Source organism: Microbacterium sp. 13-71-7, from assembly GCF_002257455.1.
GTDB lineage: Bacteria > Actinomycetota > Actinomycetes > Actinomycetales > Microbacteriaceae > Microbacterium.
In genome coordinates this window covers 1-21,471 of record NZ_NCKN01000024.1, presented here as the reverse complement: position 1 = coordinate 21,471, position 21,471 = coordinate 1, and the positions used below count along the sequence as shown (strand labels likewise).

Genomic DNA, 21,471 nt, shown 5'->3' with positions numbered 1-21,471 from the left:
CTGCTCATGAACAAGCTGTTCAAGGGGCTCGGCGCACTCCTCGCGATCGCCGCGCTCGTCGTCGGGATGCCCCTGGTGCTGATCTACTTCGCGGGGAACCCGTTTCCCACTGCCGATCAGTGGCACGCGATCGTCACGTTCGTTCCCGACTACGGGAACCAGATTCTCTTCACGAAGGTGCTTCCGCTCATCGTTTGGGCGCTTTGGGCCGCATTTACCGGACCGTTCCTGGTTGAGCTGTTCGCGTCGTTCAGGGGCGCCACGACGCGGAAGAGTGTCGGGGCATTCCGCGCTCAGCAGAAGGTCGCTGCGGGCCTCATCGGCGCCGTCGCGCTCACGTTTGCGGGGTTCAGTGGTCTGAGCGGTGCCATGCCGGCGAACGCGGCCGCGGTGCAGTCGGTGTCGGTGGGTTCGGTCGCGGCGCCGACGGTGGTGCAGAGGCCGGCCCAACAGGCGCCTTCGCAGCCGCAGACTCCTCCGTCGATGCATGTCGAGCAGGTTCCTGTGCAGGAGGGTGACACCCTTTTCGGGATCTCTGAGCGTGTCACCGGGGACGGCAATAACTACCCGGAGATCGTCGAGGCCACGCAGGGTGTGCAGCCGGATGGTCAGGTGCTCACGGATCCGGATCTGATCCAGCCTGGCTGGGTGGTGAACGTGCCCGTGGCAGACGCCGCAACCCCGGTCGCCCCTGCCCCGGCTACCGCAACGCCGCCGTCCGCGCCGCAGGCCCCGACCCCTTCCGAGGGTGTCGACGCACCTGCCACGCCCCATGTGGGTGCCGTTGACTCGGGGCCTGGTGGCGCTGGCGGCGGCTCCGTGAAGGTAACGGCTCCTAGCGATGCCGAGCCGACGAGTTCACCTCGGCAGAATCCCCTGCCCGTGGCAGAGCCGAAGGATCTGGCCCCCGCGCCCGTTGCGGAATCGTCCGTTGAGGTCCCGCTGATGACCGCGGGTGGGATCGGTGGCATCCTCGCCGCGGGTCTGCTCGGCGCGGTGGGTGCGCTTCGGGTGCAGCAGCGTCGGCGGCGTGGCAAGGGGGAACGCATTGCCCTCCCGCAGCGGGAGGCGGAGAACCTCGAGCTGTCGATGCGGATGGTGGAAGACCCGATCGGTGTCGAGGAAATCGATGCTGCACTTCGCACACTGCAGGCGTGGGCGGAGGACAGCGGCAGCCCTTTGCCGGAGCTTCTCGCGGTCCGGGTCTCGACGGACGAGATCTCGTTCTACCTGGCAACTTCTTCGACGCTCCCCGCACCTTTCGAGTCCGTGTTCGACGATGAGACGGTATGGACGGTTCGTACGGGCACCGTGCGAGCTCCGGAGCGGGCGACTGTCTCCCCGTACCCTGCTCTCGCGACGATAGGCGCAGACGCTCAGGGAGGGCTTCTCCTGCTGGACCTGGAGCAGATCGGGTCGCTGAATGTGACGGGCGACGAGAAGATCGTTCGAGGGATGCTCAACGCGCTCGCTGGTGAGTTCGCGAGGAACCCTTGGTCCGACAATATCCGGGTCACGCTGGTCGGCATGGAGGGACAGCTGCCGCCCGACCTCGACCGGTACAGGATCCGTGAAGTTCAGGACGTCCCGGCGCTGGTTCGCAACCTCCGCGCGGATCTTGAGGATCGCCGGGAGGCTCTCGACTCGTATGGGGTCGGTAGCGTCCTGGAAGCGCGATCGCGCGCGACCGAGCTGGAGAGCTGGGCGCCGCATGTCGTCATCATGGCCGAGATGCCGCTCGGTTCGATTCGTGAGGAACTTGCGGAGTTGGTCGCGCGGATGCCGCGTCTCGGCATTGCGACGATCGCTCAGGGTGGCGAGCTTGTCGCTGGGGCGACGATTCAAGTCTCTTCGGAGAGGTCGGCAGAATACCGCTCCGGAGGTGTTGTGCCGCCGCTCCCGTTCCGGCCGCAGATCCTCGCCGGCGACGAACTGGCGCTGCTGCTTGAGCTGTTCGCCACCACGCAGCAGCCGGCGCAGCTCGCAGATCTCCCGCTCGAGCACGCGATCGCAGCGGGGCAGGTTGCAGACGATGGTGATGCTGCCCTCGACACGGAACCGGCGGACGAGTTCGAGACGGCCGCGGCGCCGTCGGAACGGATGGTGGTCTCGGTTGAAATCGTGGATTCTGGCGATGTGGCTGTTCCCGCTGGGGAACGTGACATCCCGGGTGGGTGCGCGACCAAGGCGGACCCCGTGCCCGATTGGCCGGTTCCGTATGTGCGAGTTCTCGGCCCGGTCGATGTCCTCAACGTCGACGGGAAACTTCCGGGCCGCGGTGTTGAGTTCCTGACCTTCCTGCTGCTGCAGGGCTCGGCAATGGTGTCAGGGGCTCTGCTGCAGAAGAAGCTGTGGCCGGACACGTTCTCGGCCGACAACAACAACGCCCGCCAACTGGCCGCTCAGGTTCGGGCCGCTCTAGGCAATGCCCTGGATGGGACCCCGCTGCTTCCTGAGGGGCGCAGCTCCGGCGGATTCTCGATGCCGCAGGCCGGCATGGACTGGTTGGACTTCTGCCGGCTCATTGGCCCAGACCTCAGCCTGACTCCGAACGATGATCTGATCAGCGCGATCCGCTTGGTGCGCGGGCAGCCGTTCGACGGTGTCTCCCGCCGCAAGGGGTGGTGGACATGGCGGCCCGTGCATGAGGAGATCATGCGTGCCGCGATCCTCGATGCTGCCGATGAGCTCACGCATCGCGCGCTGCAGACGGGCAAGTTCAGCAACGCGCGCCTGGGAGCTCGCATCGCGCAGTCCGCGGATCCGCTCAACGAGGCCGGGTGGCGGTTGGAGATCGAGACGGCGATGACCGCGGGCGACGTCGACGGATTCAACGAGATCGTCGATGCCATGTTCGAGGTCATCGGGGTCGACGTCGACGCGGACGAAGAGACTCAACGGCTCATCGACGAGGCCCGTTCCAAACTGCTTGGTTGATGAGCGGCATGCACCCTTCCATGGTCGCCCTTGAGAGCACACCCTCCCCCCGGGTTTCTTGGGGGCGGCCGTGGATTCCTTCGATCGGGGCGGCAACGATCGGCGTCCTGCTCGTCGTGCTCGAGCCGATGATCGGGGCCCACCGGTATCAATGGGCCGTGGCCACCATCGTGACAGTGCTGTCCGTTTGGCTGTCGTGGGTCGATGAGCGCACGTTCGCGCTGCCGAATCGATGGGTTGGCGCTCTTGCAGCGTTCGGTTGTGCGCAGATTCTTGGCGCCGCTCTTGCTCAGGTCAGCATCGGCCCAGAGCTGGGCGCCATCAGTGCGGCTGCGATTGCCGCGGCGATCTACGCGACCTTGGGGTTTGCTGGGGCTGTTGGCTTCGGCGATGTGAAGTTCGCCGCAGCGCTCACCCTGGCGGTCGGAAGCGTGGCGGGGCTGCTCGCCGTCTATCTCGTCCCACTGGCGTTTACTGTCAGCGCGGTGCGGATCATCGCGCGCAAGGCTCGTCGAGCGGATCCACGGCACCCACACGGATCGTCGCTGGCTGTCGCCGGCATCGGCGTGCTGCTGCTCGCCGTGAGCTTCTGAGGCGCCGCCGTCTCACGGGGTCCCGGTATCGCTACGGAGGTACCCTCCGAGCAGGTCAAAGGCTTGAGCGAAGCTCGCCTCATCGATCGAGTATCGGACGGTACGACGCGCACGATCGCCGTTGATGTCGACGCGAAGGAAGCCGGTCTCCTCGAGCACCGGCAAGGTCTTCTTGAGTGCATCGCGGTCAATCTCAGTCCCGTCGATGATCTCCCCGGCCGTCGAGCCGGGGTGCGCCCGTAGGAACCTGACGATCTCTGCGCGTGCGTGTGGAGAGATCGCACGGATCGCGTGCACCACGACGTCGGGCATGTCCTTGGGGGGCTTGCGCTCGCGTGGCATTCCTCCATTGTGCCGCGACGTGCCGAGTGATCGGTTCCGGTGGCTTTCAAGCACCCCTTCTAGGTGAAGGCGCCGGTCGAGTCACGGCAGCTGAAGGAGCGTGTGAGATGGCCCACGACATCGTGGTGGAGGAGTCGGGAGTGGTCCTGGTTGACGGCGCTCCCGAGGATCGTGCGAACGCCCTGCGCAGGTTTGCGGCCGAGGCTGATCAGCACGGGGTTCCGATCCTGGTTGCGGTCACGGACCCGAAGGAGGACGGACCTCGCCTGTTCCATGTCGACGAACGCGGTGCGATGACACCGGTGGAAGCGCGGACGCCATCCTCGCCGTCGGACCGGTTCACGTCGATGCTCGATCCGGTACGCGCACGCGTGGCGGAGGGGCGGACGGCGACGAATCGCGCCGCGGTAACGGCAACTTGCCCGCACTGCGCGTCCTTGATGCCGGCTGGCTTGCGTGTATGCGGCGAATGCGGGTTGCCTCTGGCACCCGGGGCGCTTGCCGAACGACCGTCTCGTGCGTCGGCTCCCCTCGGCGTCCAGCGTCTCCTTGCCGATGTCATAGGCGCCCCTGCGCCTGAGGAACCGCATCCCGAGGTCGTCGTCGACCGCCCGCGGTGGTCGTCCCTGCGGAATCGGCTGCCATTCGCAGGCAAGCCGGTCGGCTATCTCGTCGTGACGGCGATCGCAGCGGTCGCGGTCGTGTTCCTCGTCCTGGCGATGGTCCTCGGCATCACGAATGCTTTGCGCCCCGCGGCCGCGGGGAGTCTCCCGAGCGTGCCGGTGGCCGCGTCGGTCGGCCCGGTTTCTATCTCGCTCTCAAGCTGAACGGAGTCCTCATGAATTCGATCACCAGGCTTCGTGGCACGTCGGTTGCTGCAGGTGCTTCAGCGTGGGACCAGGTCCGGGGTGTGCGTGCTGCGATGACCGGATCCCCCTGGCACCAGGTGTTCACGCCGAGCGCGCCGATCCCGTCATGGCTGCGGGAGCTCAGCGCCGGTCACGCGGATGGCTATGTCGGTCCGGATCCCGTCCTGTTCCGCACGGCGGGCCTCGCACGGGAGTGGTTCGGCGCGCTCGAGGAGCATCCGGAAGCGCTCGAGGTGACGTGTGCGCACAGGATCACGTCGGCGTTCTCGCTGCGGGTCGCCGCAGAGATGCTCGCCGCGGTGGGCGCCGAGGTGGATGCCGACGTATACGTGTGGGCCGCGGACGAGTCAGGCAAGTTCTCGGCCCGGATCCACCGGCTGTTCGGCTTACTCCCCGTTCAGTTTCCTGTCGTGTCCCTGCTTGAGGAGCTGGACGAGCTCTCCTCACGGTTCGTGATCGCAGGCCGGCCCACCCGTCATGGCACCACGATCCAGGTTGTTCCTCGCCTGGTGTGTTTCGAGGAGGTGGCGTGATGTTCTCTCCCCGTGACGCAGTGATGCCGCAGGCAGGGTTCGTCTGCTACCGGTGTGGGCACAACCTCTCCCCGGCGGAGCGGGCGTTCTGCGGTGAGTGCGCTTCACCGATCCCGGTGCTGATCCCGGCCCACTCGGGCTGTGGAGCAAGCACTCTTGCGGCCGCGACTGGCTTCCGCGATGGGAACGAGTCCCCGTATGCGTCCAACCATGATCGGGCGTTGCGGCTGCTGGTGGCCCGCACTCATCACGCCGGGCTGGAAGCAGCCCGGCGTGAGCTGGCCCGGCGGCGATCCAGCGGCCACGTCGCCCGGCTGCTGCTCGTACCGGATGCGCCCGGGAAGCTCCCCAAGCCGCTCGCCGATGAAGTCCTGGTCATCGCGGGGCCAACGCCGTCGTCGCGGATCCCCTGGATGGAGGCCTGGCGCTGGGCTCCCGGTGCCGCCACCGAGACCTTCACGAAGTTCTTTCCGACGCTCGCCGCTCAGCTGACGGCCGACCACTCCTGACACTCCTGAAAGGCACGCAATGAACGTCGTCACCCGCACCACGAGCGCAGACCCCTCGTTCTCGTTTCTCCCGGCGATCACGCCCAAGGGAATCCCCGGCGTCGACACCGCGATGAACCTGATCATCGGGTGGACGCTCTGGGGCGTCTCCGTCCTCTCCCTCGTCGGTCTGCTGGTGCTGTTCGCTACCGGGTTCGAGGCGTACCGGCACAATCAGGGCGAAGCGTTCATGGAGAAGGCCAAGGCGTGGGTCATCGCCGCGGCGGTCGGGGCTTACGCGAAAGACATCGTCAAGATCTTCTTCCCGGCGTTCACGAACAGTGCTGTCGCTGTCGCCATCCCGGGGATGGACGGGCCGGTAAAGGACATCATCGGCAACATCGTGTGGGCGATTCAGTGGATCGCCTTCATTGCCCTGCTGTTCCTCGCCGTCAGCGGATTCATCGCGTTCAAGAACGACGGCGTGCAGGAGTTCATCAGCAAGTTCTTCTGGTGGATTGTCGCCGCGCTGGGGACCTCCCTGGCCACCAACATCGCCGGCGCGTTCTTCCCCGCGGTGCTCACGATGTTCCCCACCGCGACACCGACCCCCTGAGCTGGAGCGTTCACGATGGCAAAGCAGAAGCAGCATGAGCCGGGGAGCCGGCCCTGGCGTGATGTCTCGGTGTTCGCCGGGGGTCCCGGTCAGAAATGGACCGGGTGGGCCTCCGGGATCATCCTCGTCCTCCTCTTGGGCTGCAGCGCGTTCATCCTCCTGCCGAAAGCCTGGATGAGTGCGGGGCAGGCCCCCGTGTCCACGTCGACCCCACAGTCGTCGACCAAGCCCGCGTCGACCACTGTCTGCTCGAACTCGCCGTCGAATCCCTCCGATCAGGCCGCACCGTCGGATCTGTCGTGGACCGTGGCGTACGGCAACAGCTGGCCGACCAGCGCGTCCACGGGGCCGATGAAGACCGTCGACGGGCTCGCACAGTGCTTCGCGCACTCCCCGGCCGGGGCAGCCATGGCCGCCGTGGGAGCCACTCAAGCAGTCCGTGCAGCCGATACCGCGACCGCGCAGAAGATCCTCGGATCCCGGTATGTGCAGAACGAAGGCCTGGTCAAGGCTTCGGCGGGCATTGCGAAGACCTACGCTGCCCAGCCACCGCAGAGCCGGCAGTGGGCCCGCACGATGGGCTTCAAGGTGCTGTCTTACACCGACGCGCAGGCGCAGATCTTGCTGGTGGAGAACTGGCCGCAGCGTGGTCAGTACACCGGGTTCACCGTCACGCTCCGGTGGGTCGACGCGGATTGGAAGATCCTGCTCGAACCGTCTGGGCAGCTCTCCAGCACGCCCGACATCACCGTGGACCCGAACGGATTCACCCCGTGGGAGGCGGCCGGATGATCGTCGATCTCGTCGCGACAGCGGCGGCAGCCGGTGGCTGCAACTGGTGGGACCCTATCTGCGTCAACACGGCCATCATCGATGGCGCGATCAAGACTGTCGCCGACGAGACGGCCGCACACTGGGCGAGCGTGTTCATGAACGGGTGGGCGCAGCTCGAGATGATGTTCTTCGCCTCATGGGTGGCGATTCCGTTGCTGGCAAGTCTCACGGATCCGAACGGGGTGGTGCGGTGGCTTCAGGACTCGCTGGCCCAGGTCACCTGGTTCTTCGCCATCCTCGGCGCGGTGATCAGCGCCGGGTGGACATTCTTCAAGCTGCGCGCCGAGAAGATCCGGCAGATGACCGTGCGCATGGCGGTGCTCCTGCTGATCAGCACGAGTGGAGGCTTGATCGTTGCCGCGCTCGACCAGTTGGCGCATCTGCTCGCAATCGGCCTGCTGACCATGGTGGGCGTCAATGCAGGGACCACGTTGGCCACCAACGCGGTCCTCTCGATCTCTCCCGCCTTGCCGCTGGTGATCGGCGCGATCGCCACGCTCGGGCTGCTCATCCAGTACACGATCATGATCGGACGTGGTCCTCTCGTGATGGTGCTGGTGGGCCTGTGGCCGCTGTCCGCGGCCGCCGCAACCCTGGGCGTGAAGAAGGGCACCGACTCCTTCGACAAGATCACGTCCTGGCTGCTGGCATTCGTGATCTACCCGTTCCCTGCGGCTGTTGTGTACGCCGCGGCGTTCAAGCTCAAGTCCGGTTCCGACGGGCTGGGCGGCATCTTGTACGGGTTCGCTCTGGAGATGATGGCGCTGTTCGTCCTCCCCGCGGTCATGCGGATCATCGCCCCGCAGGTGCAGGCGCTCGGTCGGGCGTACGGCGGCGAGGTTGCGCTCAAGACCGCGGCCGCGGTTGCTGAGACAGCGGTCGCCGTCGGCGCCGCCGTGGTGACGGCGGGCGCAGCTGCCGGCCTGCTGGGGGCGAAGCTCGGCACCACCGTCGGTTCCAAGGCCACGGAGGCGGCCGCCCAGCAGGCGGGTCAGCAGGCCGCCAAGAACGTGGGCCGTGGCGGTGGCGCCGGACCGGATGCGGGAGGCGCGCCTCAGGGCGGCGGCGAAACCCGTCCGCCCATCTCACCGCCCGCCGAAAGCGGTGGCGGCGCGTCGACGGTGGACGCGGGCAATGGCGCGCCCGCAGCGCCGCCCACACCGGCACCAGCTCCGGCACCAGCTCCGGATCTTCAGACTCCGCCGGCGGCACCGGGTCCGAACCGTCCCGCCCCGAACCCGTCGACCACCCCTCCGGCCTCGCGCCCGGCGCGGTCACCGCAGCGGGCAACTTCCGAGCGGCAGGACGCCGCAGCGATGACGCGGCGCATGCAGGCGGCGGCGCAGGCCGCGCAGGTGACCAGCGCGAGCGTGAACCGGGCCACCCGTCAGGCCCTTGAGGACATCGACGAGACCATCGGAGGAAAGCATGACTGAGGAGCGCATCACCTACGGCAACTGGTTCGAGAAGAAGAGCCCTGGGATCTCGATCCTCACGCTCCCGGGCACGCTGATCCTGGGTGCCGGCATCGCGGTCATCGTGTTCATGGTCAGCAAGGTCGACAACGGCTGGGTCACCGCGGGGAGCGTTACCGCGCTGGTGCTCGCCGAGTTCTTCTACGGCTGGGAGTACGACGGCAAGACGATGGCCCGCCGCCTCGCCGAGAAGCGGGAGATCACGAAGCGGACCCGCAACGGCGAGTCCGACTACATCACGGGCGCCATGTCGAACCTCGCGAACAACGAAGGCGGACACCCGCTGCCGGGGATCCTCGCCCAGACGAAACTGCTGCGCGGGGTCGACGGGTACGGCAACGCGTTCGACGCGATTCATTACCCGTCCAAGAACCTGTTCGCCGTCTCTTTCCGGTGTGAGCCCGACGGCCATGGGATGGAGGACCAGGACCTCATCGACATGATGGTCGCCAAGTATGGCGCGTGGATCGCAACCTTGTCCGTCGAAGAGGGCGTCATCGGGGCGTCGGTCATCATCGACTCGGCGCCGGGCACCGGGGTTGAGCTCGGCGAGAGTGTGCGCGGGGAACGGGACCCAGATGCGCCGCCGGCAGCGTCTCGCATCATGGATGCTCTGGTCACCGACCTCCCGAACCACTCGTCCGACGTCACCGGATATGTGACCGTCGTCTGGAAGCAGGCCGCGATGGCGAGCTCGGCGGGCAACGCGGCAGACGCGGTGGTTGAGATCGCCAAGCGGCTCCCCTCCCATGCCGCCGCCTTGAGCGCCGGCGGCGCCGGCGATCCGGTGCCGATGACCGAACCCGACCTGGTGGAGGTCGCCCAGGTCGCCTACGACCCCGAGACCGCGATCGCTTTCGACCTGCTGCGTGCACGGGACCAGGCAGTGGAGCTCGACTGGGCGGCGGCAGGCCCCTCGTTCCTCGCGGAGCGGCGAGGGTGTCTGCTGCTGCCGGGTGGAGCGGCCGAGACGGTCGAGATGCGTCGCCCTCCGCGAGGGGTCGTCTTCGACAATCATCTCCTGCGCATGTTGCAGCCCAACGGCGCTTTCCTCCGTAAGCGGGTCGCGATCTTTTACCAGGCGGTCCCGGCGGACAAGGCACAGACGCAGGCCGAGAACGCCGTCCGTGCCGAGGACTTCGTGGCGGGGCAGAAGAAGGGCCGCCGTACCGCGACGACCCGACGCGGGATCCGTGTCGCAGAGAAGCTGGACGCCGAGATCGCCGAGGGCGCAGCGCTCGTCCCGTTCGCGATGCTCATGACCGGCACCTACGACGACGACCCAGAATCCAGTCGCCGTGCGCGCAACACCCTGCTGGCGCTGATGACCTCCTCACGAATGAAGGTGCGCCGCTCGAAGGGCCTGCAGGCCGCACTGTTCCACATGACTCTCCCGTTCGGGCTCATCCCGTGGGAGTTCGCCGACAACCCCTTCAAGAAATAGGAGCTGAGTTCATGTCTTCCCTCAAGGTCAAGCGGAGTGTTCCCGCGGCGCTCACCGCCGTCGCCGGGTGGTTCACGTTCGTTTTCGGGGCTGCCCGGATGGGAATTCTTCATCCGCTCACCGGCGACGATGCCGCGCTCCTGAATGGCGCGCTGACCGTCTCCGCCATCTTCCTGGCCTTCTGCGTCGTCTCGCTGGTCCTCATCCGCGTCTTGGAGCGTAGGGATCGGAAAGGGCATAAGGGCGAATGATGACGGGCAAGGTGGGCAAACTGCGTCGCCAGCAGGACCGTGCATACGCACACGCGTTGAAGCGCGCGGAACGGCGTGATCGACGCAGCAATCGCAGTGCGCTGACCCCGGAGGCGGTGGCCTACGCTCGCCGGAACCGTCCGGCTTTCACGAAGCCGAAGCCGTTGATGCCCCGAGGCTATGTGGGGGAGTACGGCGGCAAATGGGGTCTGATGCCGCAGCTGGCGACGTGGGTCTCCTCGTCGGTGCAGGTTCCCGGGTTGCATCCGTTCGCGATCGGCTCGGCCCGGCCGGCGCTCGGTGTACCGCTGGGACCGGATCTCACGAACTGGTCGCTGGTGTACTGCGATCCGATCACCTGGTTCCTGGCCGGCTTGATCTCAAACCCGTCGGCGATGGTGTTCGGCATCCCCGGGATGGGCAAGTCGTCGCTCGTGACGAGGTGGATTGCGGGGCTCTGCGATCGCGGCTATCCGCCCCTCGTGTTCGGCGATATCAAGGGGGAGCACTCTCCTCTGATCCGTGAGCTCGGCGGCGACGTGATCGAGATCGCTCCTGGCCTCCACACGATCAACCCCCTCGATCTTGGGGCGCTGCTCGACGCTGCCAAGCGCATCGTTGCTGTCGGTTGGATCCCGGACCCGAATCACCCGGATGGCGGCAAGCCCGGTGAACAGGTGGCCGCGGAGCTGCGCGAGCTTGCCCTGCAGCAGGCGTCCACGCTGATCATCGGCCTTGCGCGCCTGGTCCGCGGGGCGGCTCTGGCCGACTTCGAGGAGACGCTGATCGCCGTCGCCACACGGCTCGTGCATGATCGAACGGACGCGCCGATCCTCAGCGACCTGATCGACCTGCTCGAGGAAGGCGCGCTCGACGAGGGGACCGCGATCGGGGAGCTGATGGCGGCGTCGGTGTCCTACACGAGGGCCGACTACCGCAAGGCGGTGCGTCGCCTGCTGCAGACGTTGCGGTCGATCGTGCAGGGCCCCATGGGCGTGATCTTCAACGGCCCAACGACGGTTCAGATCCGGGTCGACAACCCTGGCGGCATGTCGGTGGATCTGGCGAAGATGCGCCGCGCGGACAAGAAAGTGCTCGCCGCGGTGATGATCGCGACGTGGGCGCATGGCTTCTCCGCCATCGACGCCCAGTGGGAGCTCGCCATGGCTGGCCTCGCCGAGTTCCGGAACCCCTTCGTCGTCGGCGACGAGCTGTGGAAGCCGATGAGCCTGGCACCGGGCATGGCGGGGCTGATCGACCAGCTGTCACGCACGAACCGCACGGAGGGCATCGGCCAGGTGTGGGTGACGCACTCCCCGAAGGACGCGGAGAAGCTGCCCACGCATGAGGACCGGGAGACGGCCCTGGGCCTGGCGGAGAACGCCGGCATGGTCGTGATGTTCGGGCTGGCGAAGAACGCGGTCGACGCGCTCGATGAAACGACCGTGTCGATGAACGCGGAAGAGCGTCGCTGCGTCGCGTCCTGGCGGAGTCCTCGGTCGTTCCGGGCACGTCGGGCCCCGAACGGGCGCCCCAAGCCTCCGCCTGGTGCGGGAAAGGCGCTGATCAAGGTGCAGGGCGCCACGGGCATCGCGGTTCAGGTCGTCCTCGTCGACGAGGAGATGAGCCTGCACGACACCAACGAGCGGTGGGGCCGACGGGGCCTTCGCCGGAGAGGACGATGATGGCTCATCACTTCATGCGGTACGTGCTGGCTGCCGCGGCGGTCGTGTTCATGCTGTGGATCGGGATCCCACTCGCCGTCCACGTGGGCGCACTGTTCACTCCCACCGGGGTGTGGGACTACCCGTGGACGTTGCCGGAGCTGCTCACGAGAGTGCTGCAGCGGACCCCGATGCCCGCCTCGACCGTGTTCTGCGCGGTCGGGATCCTGGTCATCCTGGCAGCCCTGATCTGGGGAGTCACATCGGGCAACCTGGGCTGGCAGTCCAATGGTCGCGCCACGATCCTCCGGTTGAAACTGATCGTGGCGTGGAAGTCGCGGCCGCGGCGATCGCCGTTGACCGCGCGCGCTGCTGAGCCGCTCGGACGCGTCGGCTGGTTCGGGTTCTTCGGGATCCGCTGGTTCACGGACATGCTCGAGGAGACTCGCGTCCTGATCGCCCCGTCCGGCGCCGGAAAGACCGTGCGCCTGGTCGTTCGGCTGATCCTCCGGGCACGCGGGGCGATCGTGGCGACGTCGACGAAACCGGATGTGCTGCAGCTGACCGCCTGGCTTCGCATGGTGCGCCATCCTTTCGCCCGGGTGATGGTCTTCGACCCGGAGGGCATGGTGCCGTGGATGGGGGAGCGGCGCGTGAAGTGGAACATCGTCGCCGGCTGCCAGGACGGGCAGATGGCGATGAAGCGCGCCGCCGCGATCGTTGCCGCACGGCCCATCGACGGCACACAGTCATCGAACTCAGGATTCTTCACTCAGGCGGTCACCATCGTCCTGCAGTGCATGCTGCACGCGGCCGCGATCGACGGCCGAACGATGCGCGACGTCATGCGCTGGATGGGCGACTTCGAAGACGACACCCCCTACAACATCCTCCGGGAGCGACCCGGGGCGATCCGCCACTGGGAGCAGCTGCTCACGAAGTACTGCCGGGGGAAAGCCGATGAGACGGTGAGCAGCACGGACATGTCAGCCAGCGGCATCCTCAACGCGTTCTCGATCGAAGCGATTCTCGAGGCGGTCTGCCCCAACGACGACGATCGAGTGATCGACGCGAGCGGTCATCACCGCACCCGCGACAGCCTCTACCTGATCTGCAAGGGGGAAGATTCACCGGCGGCGAGCGTCTTCACCGCACTGGTCGAGTCCCTGTACCTGATGGCCTCGGATGACATCACCCGCAACGGGCTGTGCGTCCCGCCCCTCGAGCTGGTGCTCGACGAGGCGATGAACATCTGCTCCATCCCTTCCCTGCCACGAGTGATGTCCACGGGGCGCGGCGAGGGGATCGTTCCGACCGTCATCGCCCAGGACTACCAGCAAATCGTGGACCGGTACGGAGAGTCAGCCGCCACGACGATCGTGAACAACGCCACGGAGCTGCTCGTCATGGGTGGGCTGAAGGACGCTGACTACCTGCAGAAGATCGCCGTCCTCGCCGGATCCCTGGACCACCTCGGGCGCGGGTTCGCGAAGCAGGTTCTCGCGCCGGAGCGAATTCGCACACTGTGGGACGGGCGCGCCCTCTTCTTCTACCGGAACCAGCCGCCGGCAGTGATCACCCTCGTTCCCTGGTGGCGGAGCAGGCAGAAGAGCGAGTACAAAGCATCCCTCGCCTGGGCGAAGGCCGAGCGCGACCGCTACATCACCGGTGAGCAGTTCACCGGTCGGATCGAGGAGAGGGCAGCATGAGCCACGAAGACGACGAGCCGTACTGGTCGACCACGCCACCGGAAGATCACGGATCGTATCCCGACTGGGCCCGCGGCGTCGAGGATGCGCCGCCGCCAGCCGCTGGTGCGGCGGCCGAGGATCAGGACGTCCTCGAGCAGATCCTCGAGATGCTGACACAGGTCTCCGCTACCCAGCAGTCTCAGCAGCAAGGCTTGAACGCGCTCAATGAGGCGGTGCAGAATCAGCAGTCCGCGATCGAGGCGCAGCAGAAAGAGATGGACGATCTCCAGGCCTCTCTGGCTGCAGCGCCTGATGGCCCGTTCGCCTGGGCGGAGCTTCGCGGCCTGGAACGGGAGATGCTGTGGCGCCGGCTCTACGACTGGGTGACCTGGCTGGAAGATCGGTACCTGCGGAATCTGTCCGTCTCCCGGCAGGGCATCCCGGCCCTCCACGCGGACTGGTACCGGCACCCCGTCGCTGTGGAGATGCTCACGGCACTGATGGTCGCGCATTTCGCCGCCTACCGCGAGAAAGCGGCACCGCCCTCGTTCGCCCTGGTCGATTGGCATGAGCGGGCGCTCTGGCCGACACTCGCGCGAATGGAAGCTCTCGGCCTCTTCAAGCGTGAAGACGAGGAGAAGGACTGGGACGGTCCCGAAGTGCGCAACACGCGGCACGACAGCAGCCGCTTCTACGGGTGGCTCGACGCCGACGTTCAGGCGCATCTGGAGGATAGGGAGAGCAATTGACTTCAATCGCGCCGACACCTGGCCGGCTCGTCGTGAGGGGCCGGCCCTGCATTAGGGCTCTATCTCTACAGATAGAAGGAGATAATAGAGATCTGTTTATCTGGGATTATCTGGAGGTCTGATGGCGCAGCCGAGCCCGTACACGCCGGGGGAGATCTCGCGCGGCGTTCCTGGCCGCGGGGACCTCATCGCCGAGTTCGAGGAGCGCCTGTCGCTTCTCGTGGACCTGCAACGACTCGTTGGACGGATCCATGTGGCGCATGGCGAGCGGGGGATCGGGAAGACGTCGCTCTTGCGCGCCTACCAGCGGATCGCGGAGCGGCGTGACGTTCTGTGCATCTGGGTGACCGCTGGGGAGAAGACCGGTCTGATCGCTCAGCTCCTTCGGGAGGTCCGCCGGGAGACGACGACATGGCCGCGCTCCGCGGCAGCATCGGTAGGCAAGCTGCTCGACTCCCTCACGGTGACGGTCGGAGTTCCGGGTGTTGCGTCTGTGACGAAGTCTGGCGGTGCCGCCGAGGAACGTGCCGACCTCGAGGCGCGGGAGCTGGAAGAGGTGCTGCGCGCGGTGTTGAAGAACCGGGACCGGGTTCCTGCTCTGATCCTGTTCGTCGACGAGATCCAGTCGGCGGATGCGGAGGGGATTCGCACGCTCGCGTACGCCTGGCAGCATCTTCAGGCCGAGGGCCCGGATCTGCCGGCGGCGGTCTTCGCAGCGGGGCTGTCGAATGCTCCGGAGCACATCTCTGGGGCGGTGACATTCTCCGAGCGGTTCGCGTATCGGCCGCTCGAGATGCTGAGCACGGGTGCTCAGGTGACCGCGCTGACCGAACCGGCACTTGCGCTCGGCGTGTCGTGGACGCCGAGCGCACTGTCGACGGCAGCAGAACTCGCGGCCGGCTACCCGTATGCGCTGCAGCTGGTGGGGGACAGCGCGTGGGCGGCCGCGGACCGCCCGGATCCGGGCGGCGTCGTCATGGACGAGCACGTCGATCGGGCGCGGCATCTTGTGGACCGTGACATGCGCGCCCTGTTCGCCGCTCGATGGTCGAGCACCACGCCGTCGGGGAAGGCGTTCCTCGGGGCGTTGGCATGGCTCCAGGAGGGGGAGTCCGGGGTGGAGCGGAGCGCTCTTGCTGACGCACGGGGCGTTTCGACGACGGGGATCTCCACGGTCAGGTCCCAGTTGCTGGAAAAAGGGTTGATCCAGACGGAGGGGCGTGGCCGGGTCCGGATCACCCCGATCCCTGGCTTTGTCGATTTCATCCGGGACCAGGGCGACAATCCGCACGGTTGAGGGGGGACGGGCATTGATGCGCGCGGCGTGGGAGCGCTCAGCGCTGTGGGCCGGTCATGCGGCGTTGAGCTTGTCGAATTCGGCCGGGCTCGTCGGTGGTGCGTTGGATCGCGGCTCGGTCGTCGGCGTCGACGAGGTCGGCGATCGCGACGCGTTGCTGCCGATAGCTTTCGGCGCTTTCCGGGTGCTGATCCTGCAGGACGACGAGGGTGCCGCGGACGCGGGTTGCTGCTTCGTGCATAATGTCGTAGGGCACGACGGTAGGGATGCGCGTTGCGCTGCTGGTGAGCGTCATGGCGTGTTTCTTCTATTGGGTGTGAGTGCACGCCGGACCTCGGTCATTGGCTCGGGCCCCGGTTCTGTCGGGCGGGTGCGGGCAGGTCCGGGACCGTGGCCGGCTCGGCGGTCTTCTCGCGGCGACGGGCGGCTTCTTCAGCGGCACGGCGGGTGGCTTCCGCTGTGGCGGCCTGGTCGGTCGCGGCCGATGTGCTCTCGGACGCGGACGCTGCGAGGTCGGCGGTGCGCTTGCGCAGGTCGTCCAGCTTCTTGGCGAGCTGATCTCGGTGCGCGGGGTCGAGTGCAGCGGCGGCGCGCTCGGCGTCGGATCGCGGCCGTTTCTGGTCGAGGCGGCGGGCGAGGTCTTTTGCCTTGTTCAGCTGTGCGGTGACGTCGACCGTGCGGTCGTTTCCGCGGGCGGCGAGCAGCGCGGTGGACTTGTGCAGTGCGGTGACGCGCGCGGCTAGGGTCTGGCCGACCTCGCCGTTGCGCAGACGTTCCGGGATGGCGGTGGCGTCGTCGGCGGGGACCTTGTACTTCGCGCGGAACAGGTCGATCTCCGCGGCGAGGCGCATCCACCGCTTGAGGTGCTTGTTGGTGGCGGGTACGGGGCCGAGCTGGTCCGTCCAGGAGGGGCGTTCGATGGTGAGCTCGATGCCGCGTTGCGTCATCCGCTGGTCGATGTATTCGGCGCGTTCGCGCAGGTGCTCGCGCCACGTGTCTGGGATGTCCGGGTGCTGCTGGGCGTCGCGGTCGACTGCCCATCCGTATCGTCCGGTGTCGTCGCCGAGCTCAGGCAGCGGCGACAGCGTGCCTTCCTCATTGAGTTCCTCGAGGCGCTTCTCAATGCGCCAGGACATGACGGCGCCGATGTCTTCGGCGTCGCCGAAGTCGCGTTTCGCCCAGCTTTCGGTGAGCAGTTGAGCGGGGTCCAGCCCGTATTTCTCGGCGCGGACGAGGCCTGCGGATGTGGCGCCCCATCCGTCCGAGGCGGTGAGGGCTTCGGCTCGACTTTGCAGGACGCGGGACGCGAGGGTTGCGAACCTGGCCTCGTTGGCGAGCCCGGCGATGTCGGCGTGCTCGTCGACCAGGCGTGCCAGGTTCAGGGCTTGGGCACTTTCGACGTCGACGGTTTCGTGCGCGGAGAGGTTGGTGTCGACGTTGCGGGCGATCTGCTCGAGGACTTCGTCGGGGTGCTGGCCGGGTTCGGTCTCGACGTAGAGGACGTTGTTGGTGACGCCTCTGGTGGCGAGCACGTAGGCACTGGACCGGGGTGTTTGCGCGGTGACGATGCCGCGGGAGACGCCTTCGACGAACTGTCCAAGGGAGTTGTTGCCGCCGACGGTGTTGCCTTGCTCTTGGTGGGCGGTGTACGCGTAACCGAGGTGCGTGTGCGTGCGTACGTAGTCGGCGGGGAGGTTGATGGTGCCGCCGTGGCGGGTGTGCGCGACGGTGAGGGAGCCGTCGGAGTGGACGGCGTGGACGATGTAGATGTCACCGTTGTCGACGGAGTCGCGGCCTTGGTTCATGGTGAGGTCGCGACGGTTGAGGCGGGTCATGATGCGATCGCCGATGTGCGCCTCGTATCCGTCGTTGAGGTCGGCGCCGGGGCCTGGGAGGACTCGGCCGTCGGCGACGGCGAGGGCTTGGGCGCGCCCGTTGAGTTCGTCCACGTAGGCGCGGGTGGGGGCTCCCATGATGGCCTCACGTCCGGCGCGGAGGTCGGCGATGTAGTCGTAGAAGAGGATCTCGGCGATGCGTTCCTTACTGCCGGCGATGATGCGCTGGTTGTCCTTGTACCAGGCGAAGGGGTCGACGCTGGGGGCGGACTCGCGCAGCACGAGCGAGGCGTCGCGTTCGTGTTTGTCGCTGAATCGGTAGACGTTTTCGAGTTCGACGGCGCCGACTTCTTGGCGGAGGAGTCGGAAGGCACCGCCGGCGCCGACGGCGGTGATCTGGGCATGGTCGCCGACGAGACGAACAAATCCGCCGGCGTCGGTGACGAGAATGGTGACCTGGTCGAGGTGGGTGGTGGAGGCCATCGCGGCTTCATCAACGACGACGACGTCGCCAGGGTTGACCAGGTAGCGGGGGCTGACGGGGCGACCTTTGGCGGCGGCGTTGTGGTGGGCTTGGAGGAATCCGTCGATGGTGAACGCGGGCACGTGCACGTCGTCTTGGAAGACTTTCGCGGCGTGCTTGGAGGGGGCGAGTCCCACCATTCGCTGGCCTTCCAGACGGAGAGCGTGGGCGGCGAGGCGGAGGGAGCGGCTGGTCTTGCCGGCGCCGGCGGGTCCGACGCCGACAACGATGCGGGTGCGGTTGGTGACGATCTCACGGGCGAGACGGACCTGGGCGGCATCCTTGTTCGGCTGCGCCGCGAGGGCGAGGGCGAAGCTCTGGGTGGTGACTGGGGCGGGCTGTTCGGCGGTGGTGCGCGCGGCGTGCAGGAGGCGGGCCTCGGCTTCGAGGACGCGGGTGGAGGTGTAGAGGGTGCGCCCTTTGGAGGTGTAGACGGATTCGTTGTCGCTGGCGCGGGTGAGGGGCTGGAAGCGTCCGTGGATGTGCTCGGGGGTGACGCGGATGGAGTCGAGTTGCAGGGTGGTGCGCAGCAGGAAGTGTTCGAGTTGTTGCTGATCGATGACGTGCTTCCGATCGCCGTCGGTGATCGTGAATCGGCGGTAGCGGTGCTGGGAGAGGTATCGTTCGATCTCGGCTTTGACGTGGTTCTCACCCCAGGTGGAGCGGGACCTTTCGACGTTCGCCATGATCTCGGCGGCGGCGGTGTGCGCCTCGATCGGTTCGCGCAGGGGCTCGATGAGGGTGCGGAGCTTGGAAGTGTTTCGCGGGGTGCGGAGCTGGTCGACGAGGCTGCCGAGTCCGCGGGAGCGGGCTTCGTGGTCGACATCGGCGCGCAGTTGAGTGACCGTGCGCGCGGTCACTTTCTTCTGCCGGGTTTGCTGCCAGGCCTGTTCGCTGATCTTGCGGCGGGCGATGTGATCGGGGGTGCGTCCGTGTTCTTGGATGTACTCCTTTACGAGCTCATCGGTGGCGGGGATGATGCCCTTGCTCCGCTTGGAGAAGAGGCCTCCGAGGCGAGGGTCGACGTTGTCGAGCTCGAGGACGGGGGGTTTGCCGTCGGTGACGGTGCGAAGCGTGGAGCGGTATCCGAGTTGGTCGAGTTCGTCGAAGAGGTTCTTGTTGTAGCTCTCGCTGAGGTACACGGTGTTGCGCAGCAGCGCCCGGGAGTCCAGCGATCGCCATTTGCCGTCGGTGCCCTGGACTTTGGCGGAGATGACGACGTGGTCGTGCAGGTGCGGGTCCCCGACGCGGGACTCGTAGTGACGAAATCGGGTGGCGATGACGCCGCCTTTGACGTCGATCTGGCGGACTCCGTTGACGCCGGCGCGGGTGGCGAGGACCTCGTCTTCCAGGCGCTGCAGGGTGCGTTCGATGGCGCGTTCGTGGGCGTCTTCAATGTCGCGGGCGGTCCTTTTGTCGCCCAGCACCCACGCGAGGGAGATGCTCTTGGGTACGGAGAAGGTGTGGTCGATTCCGGCCATGGCGTGCTGGGCGGGTTTGAGCGCGTTGGTGACGTACTTGGCCAGTTCCTCGTCATCCAAGGGTTGGCGTCCGTGGACGTCGCGGAATACGATCGCGCCCTCGCGCATACGGATCTGACGGTGCTCGTCGCGGTTGGGGCGGTGTCGGTGGATCCGCTCGAACTCGGCCCTGGCCTTGTCGATGCCTTTCCGCAGCGTGGTGTCTTTGACGTCGTAGGTGTAGTAGCTGCGGCCGAGCTTGATAGCCTTCTCGATGTCTTCGGGGCGGGCGCCTGCGGCGCCCATCTGTGCGGTGATGGCGTCCGCGTCGGGGTGCAGTCCTTCTCCGTAGAGAGCACGCATCTGCGCTTCGGTGACTTCTCCCCGCATGCCGAGGAGCTCGGCACCGCGGCCCATCCAGACCCCGGGAGGGTTCCCGTCGACGGTGTAGTAGTCGGTGACCGCCGTGCCCGGACGTCGTTGGACGTCGGCTGTGGCGACGGACTCTGTGTAGTAGCGGTATCCGTCGCCGGCGGACATGACGTTTGTGGTCATCATGTTGTGACCGCCTGATCACGGACCGAGGGTAGACCGCGGAACGGTTCCAGGATGTGCTTGCTGGCGAGGGCGAGCTCCCAGCGAGCCACCTGGTCGCGTGGATCGTGCCGGTGCTGGAATCGCAGTCCGGTGCGATCCTCGATGGCCGCAATGAGCTGCCTGGTGTGGTGCTCGCTTGCGGCCTCGATGCTGCCGGTTAGCAGGTCCTCGTCCAGCGGCCCCCACCGGCCGTCGTCGCCGAGGGCGAGGTTCAGGATCACGATGTGGTCGTGCAGGTCGGGAGCCCCGTTGTACGCCTGCCCGTGCTGGAATCGAACACCGATGAGCCCGTTGCGGAGCCCGATCTGTCGCACTCCGCCGGGTCCGCGGAGGGTTGCTGCAGCGTTCTGCTGGAGGTAGCCGAGGGTGTGCTGGGCGGCGACTCCGGCCGTGTTCTCAAGCGTCTGCTCGAGCTGCTCGTCATCGGTGAGGGTCCAGATGCCGTTGACGCTCAATGGTGTCGTGCAGACCATGTCGAACGCAGCGATTGCGGACTGCGTGACGTCGTGAAAGGTGGGCAGGTACTCCGAGAGTTCGACGTCGGTGACGAAGCCGCTGACGCCGAGATCCGCTGTACCGTTGCCCACCCAGTGGCCGATCGAGCGCCCGATCTCGGGGGAGGAGCAGGTGATCGCGGGCTGGTGCTGCCGCGCCGCGTGCAGGCTCAGCACGGCGGGCTAGCTAGCGGTTTGCTCGACAGGTTCATATCGACACTATACCTCGTTCATTACAAATGCCAGAGGTGCGTCGTTCTTCTGTCCTGGTTTTCGAGCGATACGGAGTGAGCTTGAAAACGTCGCTGTTCAAGCGACGAAGGATGGAAGAACGGACATGACACGACGAAGTCTTGTGTCAGCGAGCGGTTTCGGAGACCTGCGTGCAGGTCGACGAAGCACGATCGCTCAAGGGGTAGCCCCGAACTGGTGGTTCGACGTCGAACCACCAAGAGGGTCTTACTACCCTCCGCTGGGCCGGTAGCCGATAGGGCCGCGGGTTTGATCGAGGGGGTGTGGGGGGATCCTTCCCCCGCGGCTGGCGCTGGCGCTCGACGGGTTGTCAATGTCTCGCGTTCTAGCGGGTGCCATAGGTCGATTTGCTCGCAAAGTGTATACTGTGGTGCGTGAGTTTGGGAGTGAGGAGTGGTGATGGTGAACACGACGAAGCAGATCAGCGCAAGGGCGCGGGCTCGTGCGGCGAGCTCGCACTTCTACGAACTGGAGAGGCAGCGCGAGGAAGTTCAGGGGCGCTACTTCGATTCCATGGATGCCGTCGA

At 66.7% G+C, this 21,471-nt stretch carries 18 protein-coding genes; 14 read left to right on the top strand and 4 right to left on the bottom strand.

Going from position 1 to position 21,471, the window contains the following annotated elements; all coding sequences use genetic code 11:
• Nucleotides 1-6: 6 nt before the first annotated feature.
• Together B7X32_RS04080 and B7X32_RS04075 are read left to right on the top strand one after the other, a co-directional pair.
• Complete coding sequence (locus tag B7X32_RS04080; RefSeq protein WP_292716431.1) at nucleotides 7-2,937, top strand: hypothetical protein; 2,931 nt, start codon at nucleotides 7-9, stop codon at nucleotides 2,935-2,937.
• The gene (locus tag B7X32_RS04075; RefSeq protein WP_292716428.1) at nucleotides 2,937-3,530 is read left to right on the top strand and encodes a prepilin peptidase; all 594 of its coding nucleotides are present in this window, start codon (nucleotides 2,937-2,939) and stop codon (nucleotides 3,528-3,530) included. Before B7X32_RS04080 ends, B7X32_RS04075 begins: the two co-directional genes overlap by 1 nt.
• A gap of 12 nt (nucleotides 3,531-3,542) precedes the next feature.
• On the opposite strand, the gene B7X32_RS04070 is transcribed toward B7X32_RS04075, so the two are convergent.
• Entirely contained in the window at nucleotides 3,543-3,872 is a 330-nt protein-coding gene (locus B7X32_RS04070; protein ID WP_292716426.1) for a helix-turn-helix domain-containing protein, read from the bottom strand.
• A 107-nt stretch (nucleotides 3,873-3,979) separates the two neighbouring features.
• On the opposite strand from B7X32_RS04070, the gene B7X32_RS04065 reads away from it, so the two are divergent.
• The 12 genes from B7X32_RS04065 to B7X32_RS04010 all read left to right on the top strand — a co-directional run bounded on the left by B7X32_RS04065 (nucleotide 3,980) and on the right by B7X32_RS04010 (nucleotide 15,783).
• Nucleotides 3,980-4,699, top strand: coding sequence for a zinc ribbon domain-containing protein (locus B7X32_RS04065; RefSeq protein WP_292716424.1), 720 nt, complete (start codon nucleotides 3,980-3,982; stop codon nucleotides 4,697-4,699).
• A 95-nt stretch (nucleotides 4,700-4,794) separates the two neighbouring features.
• Nucleotides 4,795-5,274 carry a hypothetical protein gene (locus tag B7X32_RS04060; protein ID WP_292716421.1) on the top strand — a complete coding sequence of 160 codons (480 nt, stop codon included), beginning with the start codon at nucleotides 4,795-4,797 and terminating at the stop codon, nucleotides 5,272-5,274.
• A complete protein-coding gene (locus B7X32_RS21035; RefSeq protein ID WP_366246944.1) occupies nucleotides 5,274-5,783 on the top strand; it encodes a DUF6668 family protein in 510 nt (169 codons plus the stop codon). The genes B7X32_RS04060 and B7X32_RS21035 overlap by 1 nt, the downstream gene beginning before the upstream one ends.
• A gap of 19 nt (nucleotides 5,784-5,802) precedes the next feature.
• Nucleotides 5,803-6,378 carry a hypothetical protein gene (locus B7X32_RS04050; protein WP_292716415.1) on the top strand — a complete coding sequence of 192 codons (576 nt, stop codon included), beginning with the start codon at nucleotides 5,803-5,805 and terminating at the stop codon, nucleotides 6,376-6,378.
• 15 nt (nucleotides 6,379-6,393) lie between these two features.
• Nucleotides 6,394-7,170 (top strand): hypothetical protein, encoded by a 777-nt coding sequence (locus B7X32_RS04045; protein WP_292716411.1) that lies wholly within the window; start codon nucleotides 6,394-6,396, stop codon nucleotides 7,168-7,170.
• On the top strand, nucleotides 7,167-8,648 hold the full coding sequence (locus B7X32_RS04040; RefSeq protein WP_292716409.1) for a hypothetical protein: 1,482 nt from the start codon (nucleotides 7,167-7,169) through the stop codon (nucleotides 8,646-8,648). The genes B7X32_RS04045 and B7X32_RS04040 overlap by 4 nt, the downstream gene beginning before the upstream one ends.
• Complete coding sequence (locus tag B7X32_RS04035) at nucleotides 8,641-10,131, top strand: SCO6880 family protein (RefSeq protein WP_292716407.1); 1,491 nt, start codon at nucleotides 8,641-8,643, stop codon at nucleotides 10,129-10,131. The genes B7X32_RS04040 and B7X32_RS04035 overlap by 8 nt, the downstream gene beginning before the upstream one ends.
• An 11-nt stretch (nucleotides 10,132-10,142) precedes the next feature.
• Entirely contained in the window at nucleotides 10,143-10,382 is a 240-nt protein-coding gene (locus B7X32_RS04030; protein ID WP_292716405.1) for a hypothetical protein, read from the top strand.
• Complete coding sequence (locus B7X32_RS04025; RefSeq protein WP_292716403.1) at nucleotides 10,382-12,067, top strand: hypothetical protein; 1,686 nt, start codon at nucleotides 10,382-10,384, stop codon at nucleotides 12,065-12,067. The genes B7X32_RS04030 and B7X32_RS04025 overlap by 1 nt, the downstream gene beginning before the upstream one ends.
• Nucleotides 12,064-13,755, top strand: a complete 1,692-nt coding sequence (locus tag B7X32_RS04020) for a TraM recognition domain-containing protein (RefSeq protein ID WP_292716399.1) — start codon at nucleotides 12,064-12,066, stop codon at nucleotides 13,753-13,755. The genes B7X32_RS04025 and B7X32_RS04020 overlap by 4 nt, the downstream gene beginning before the upstream one ends.
• Nucleotides 13,752-14,486 (top strand): hypothetical protein, encoded by a 735-nt coding sequence (locus tag B7X32_RS04015; RefSeq protein WP_292716396.1) that lies wholly within the window; start codon nucleotides 13,752-13,754, stop codon nucleotides 14,484-14,486. Before B7X32_RS04020 ends, B7X32_RS04015 begins: the two co-directional genes overlap by 4 nt.
• A 121-nt stretch (nucleotides 14,487-14,607) precedes the next feature.
• Entirely contained in the window at nucleotides 14,608-15,783 is a 1,176-nt protein-coding gene (locus B7X32_RS04010) for an ATP-binding protein (protein WP_292716393.1), read from the top strand.
• Nucleotides 15,784-15,820: 37 nt separating this feature from the next.
• On the opposite strand, the gene B7X32_RS04005 is transcribed toward B7X32_RS04010, so the two are convergent.
• Genes B7X32_RS04005 through B7X32_RS03995 form a run of 3 tightly spaced genes read right to left on the bottom strand, consistent with a single transcriptional unit; the run spans nucleotide 15,821 to nucleotide 20,869 of the window.
• Complete coding sequence (locus tag B7X32_RS04005; RefSeq protein WP_292716390.1) at nucleotides 15,821-16,078, bottom strand: hypothetical protein; 258 nt, start codon at nucleotides 16,076-16,078, stop codon at nucleotides 15,821-15,823.
• Between the two features lie 43 nt (nucleotides 16,079-16,121).
• Nucleotides 16,122-20,159, bottom strand: a complete 4,038-nt coding sequence (gene mobF / locus B7X32_RS04000) for a MobF family relaxase (protein ID WP_292716387.1) — start codon at nucleotides 20,157-20,159, stop codon at nucleotides 16,122-16,124.
• Nucleotides 20,156-20,869 carry a relaxase domain-containing protein gene (locus tag B7X32_RS03995; RefSeq protein ID WP_292716384.1) on the bottom strand — a complete coding sequence of 238 codons (714 nt, stop codon included), beginning with the start codon at nucleotides 20,867-20,869 and terminating at the stop codon, nucleotides 20,156-20,158. The genes mobF and B7X32_RS03995 overlap by 4 nt, the downstream gene beginning before the upstream one ends.
• Nucleotides 20,870-21,471 lie beyond the last annotated feature (602 nt).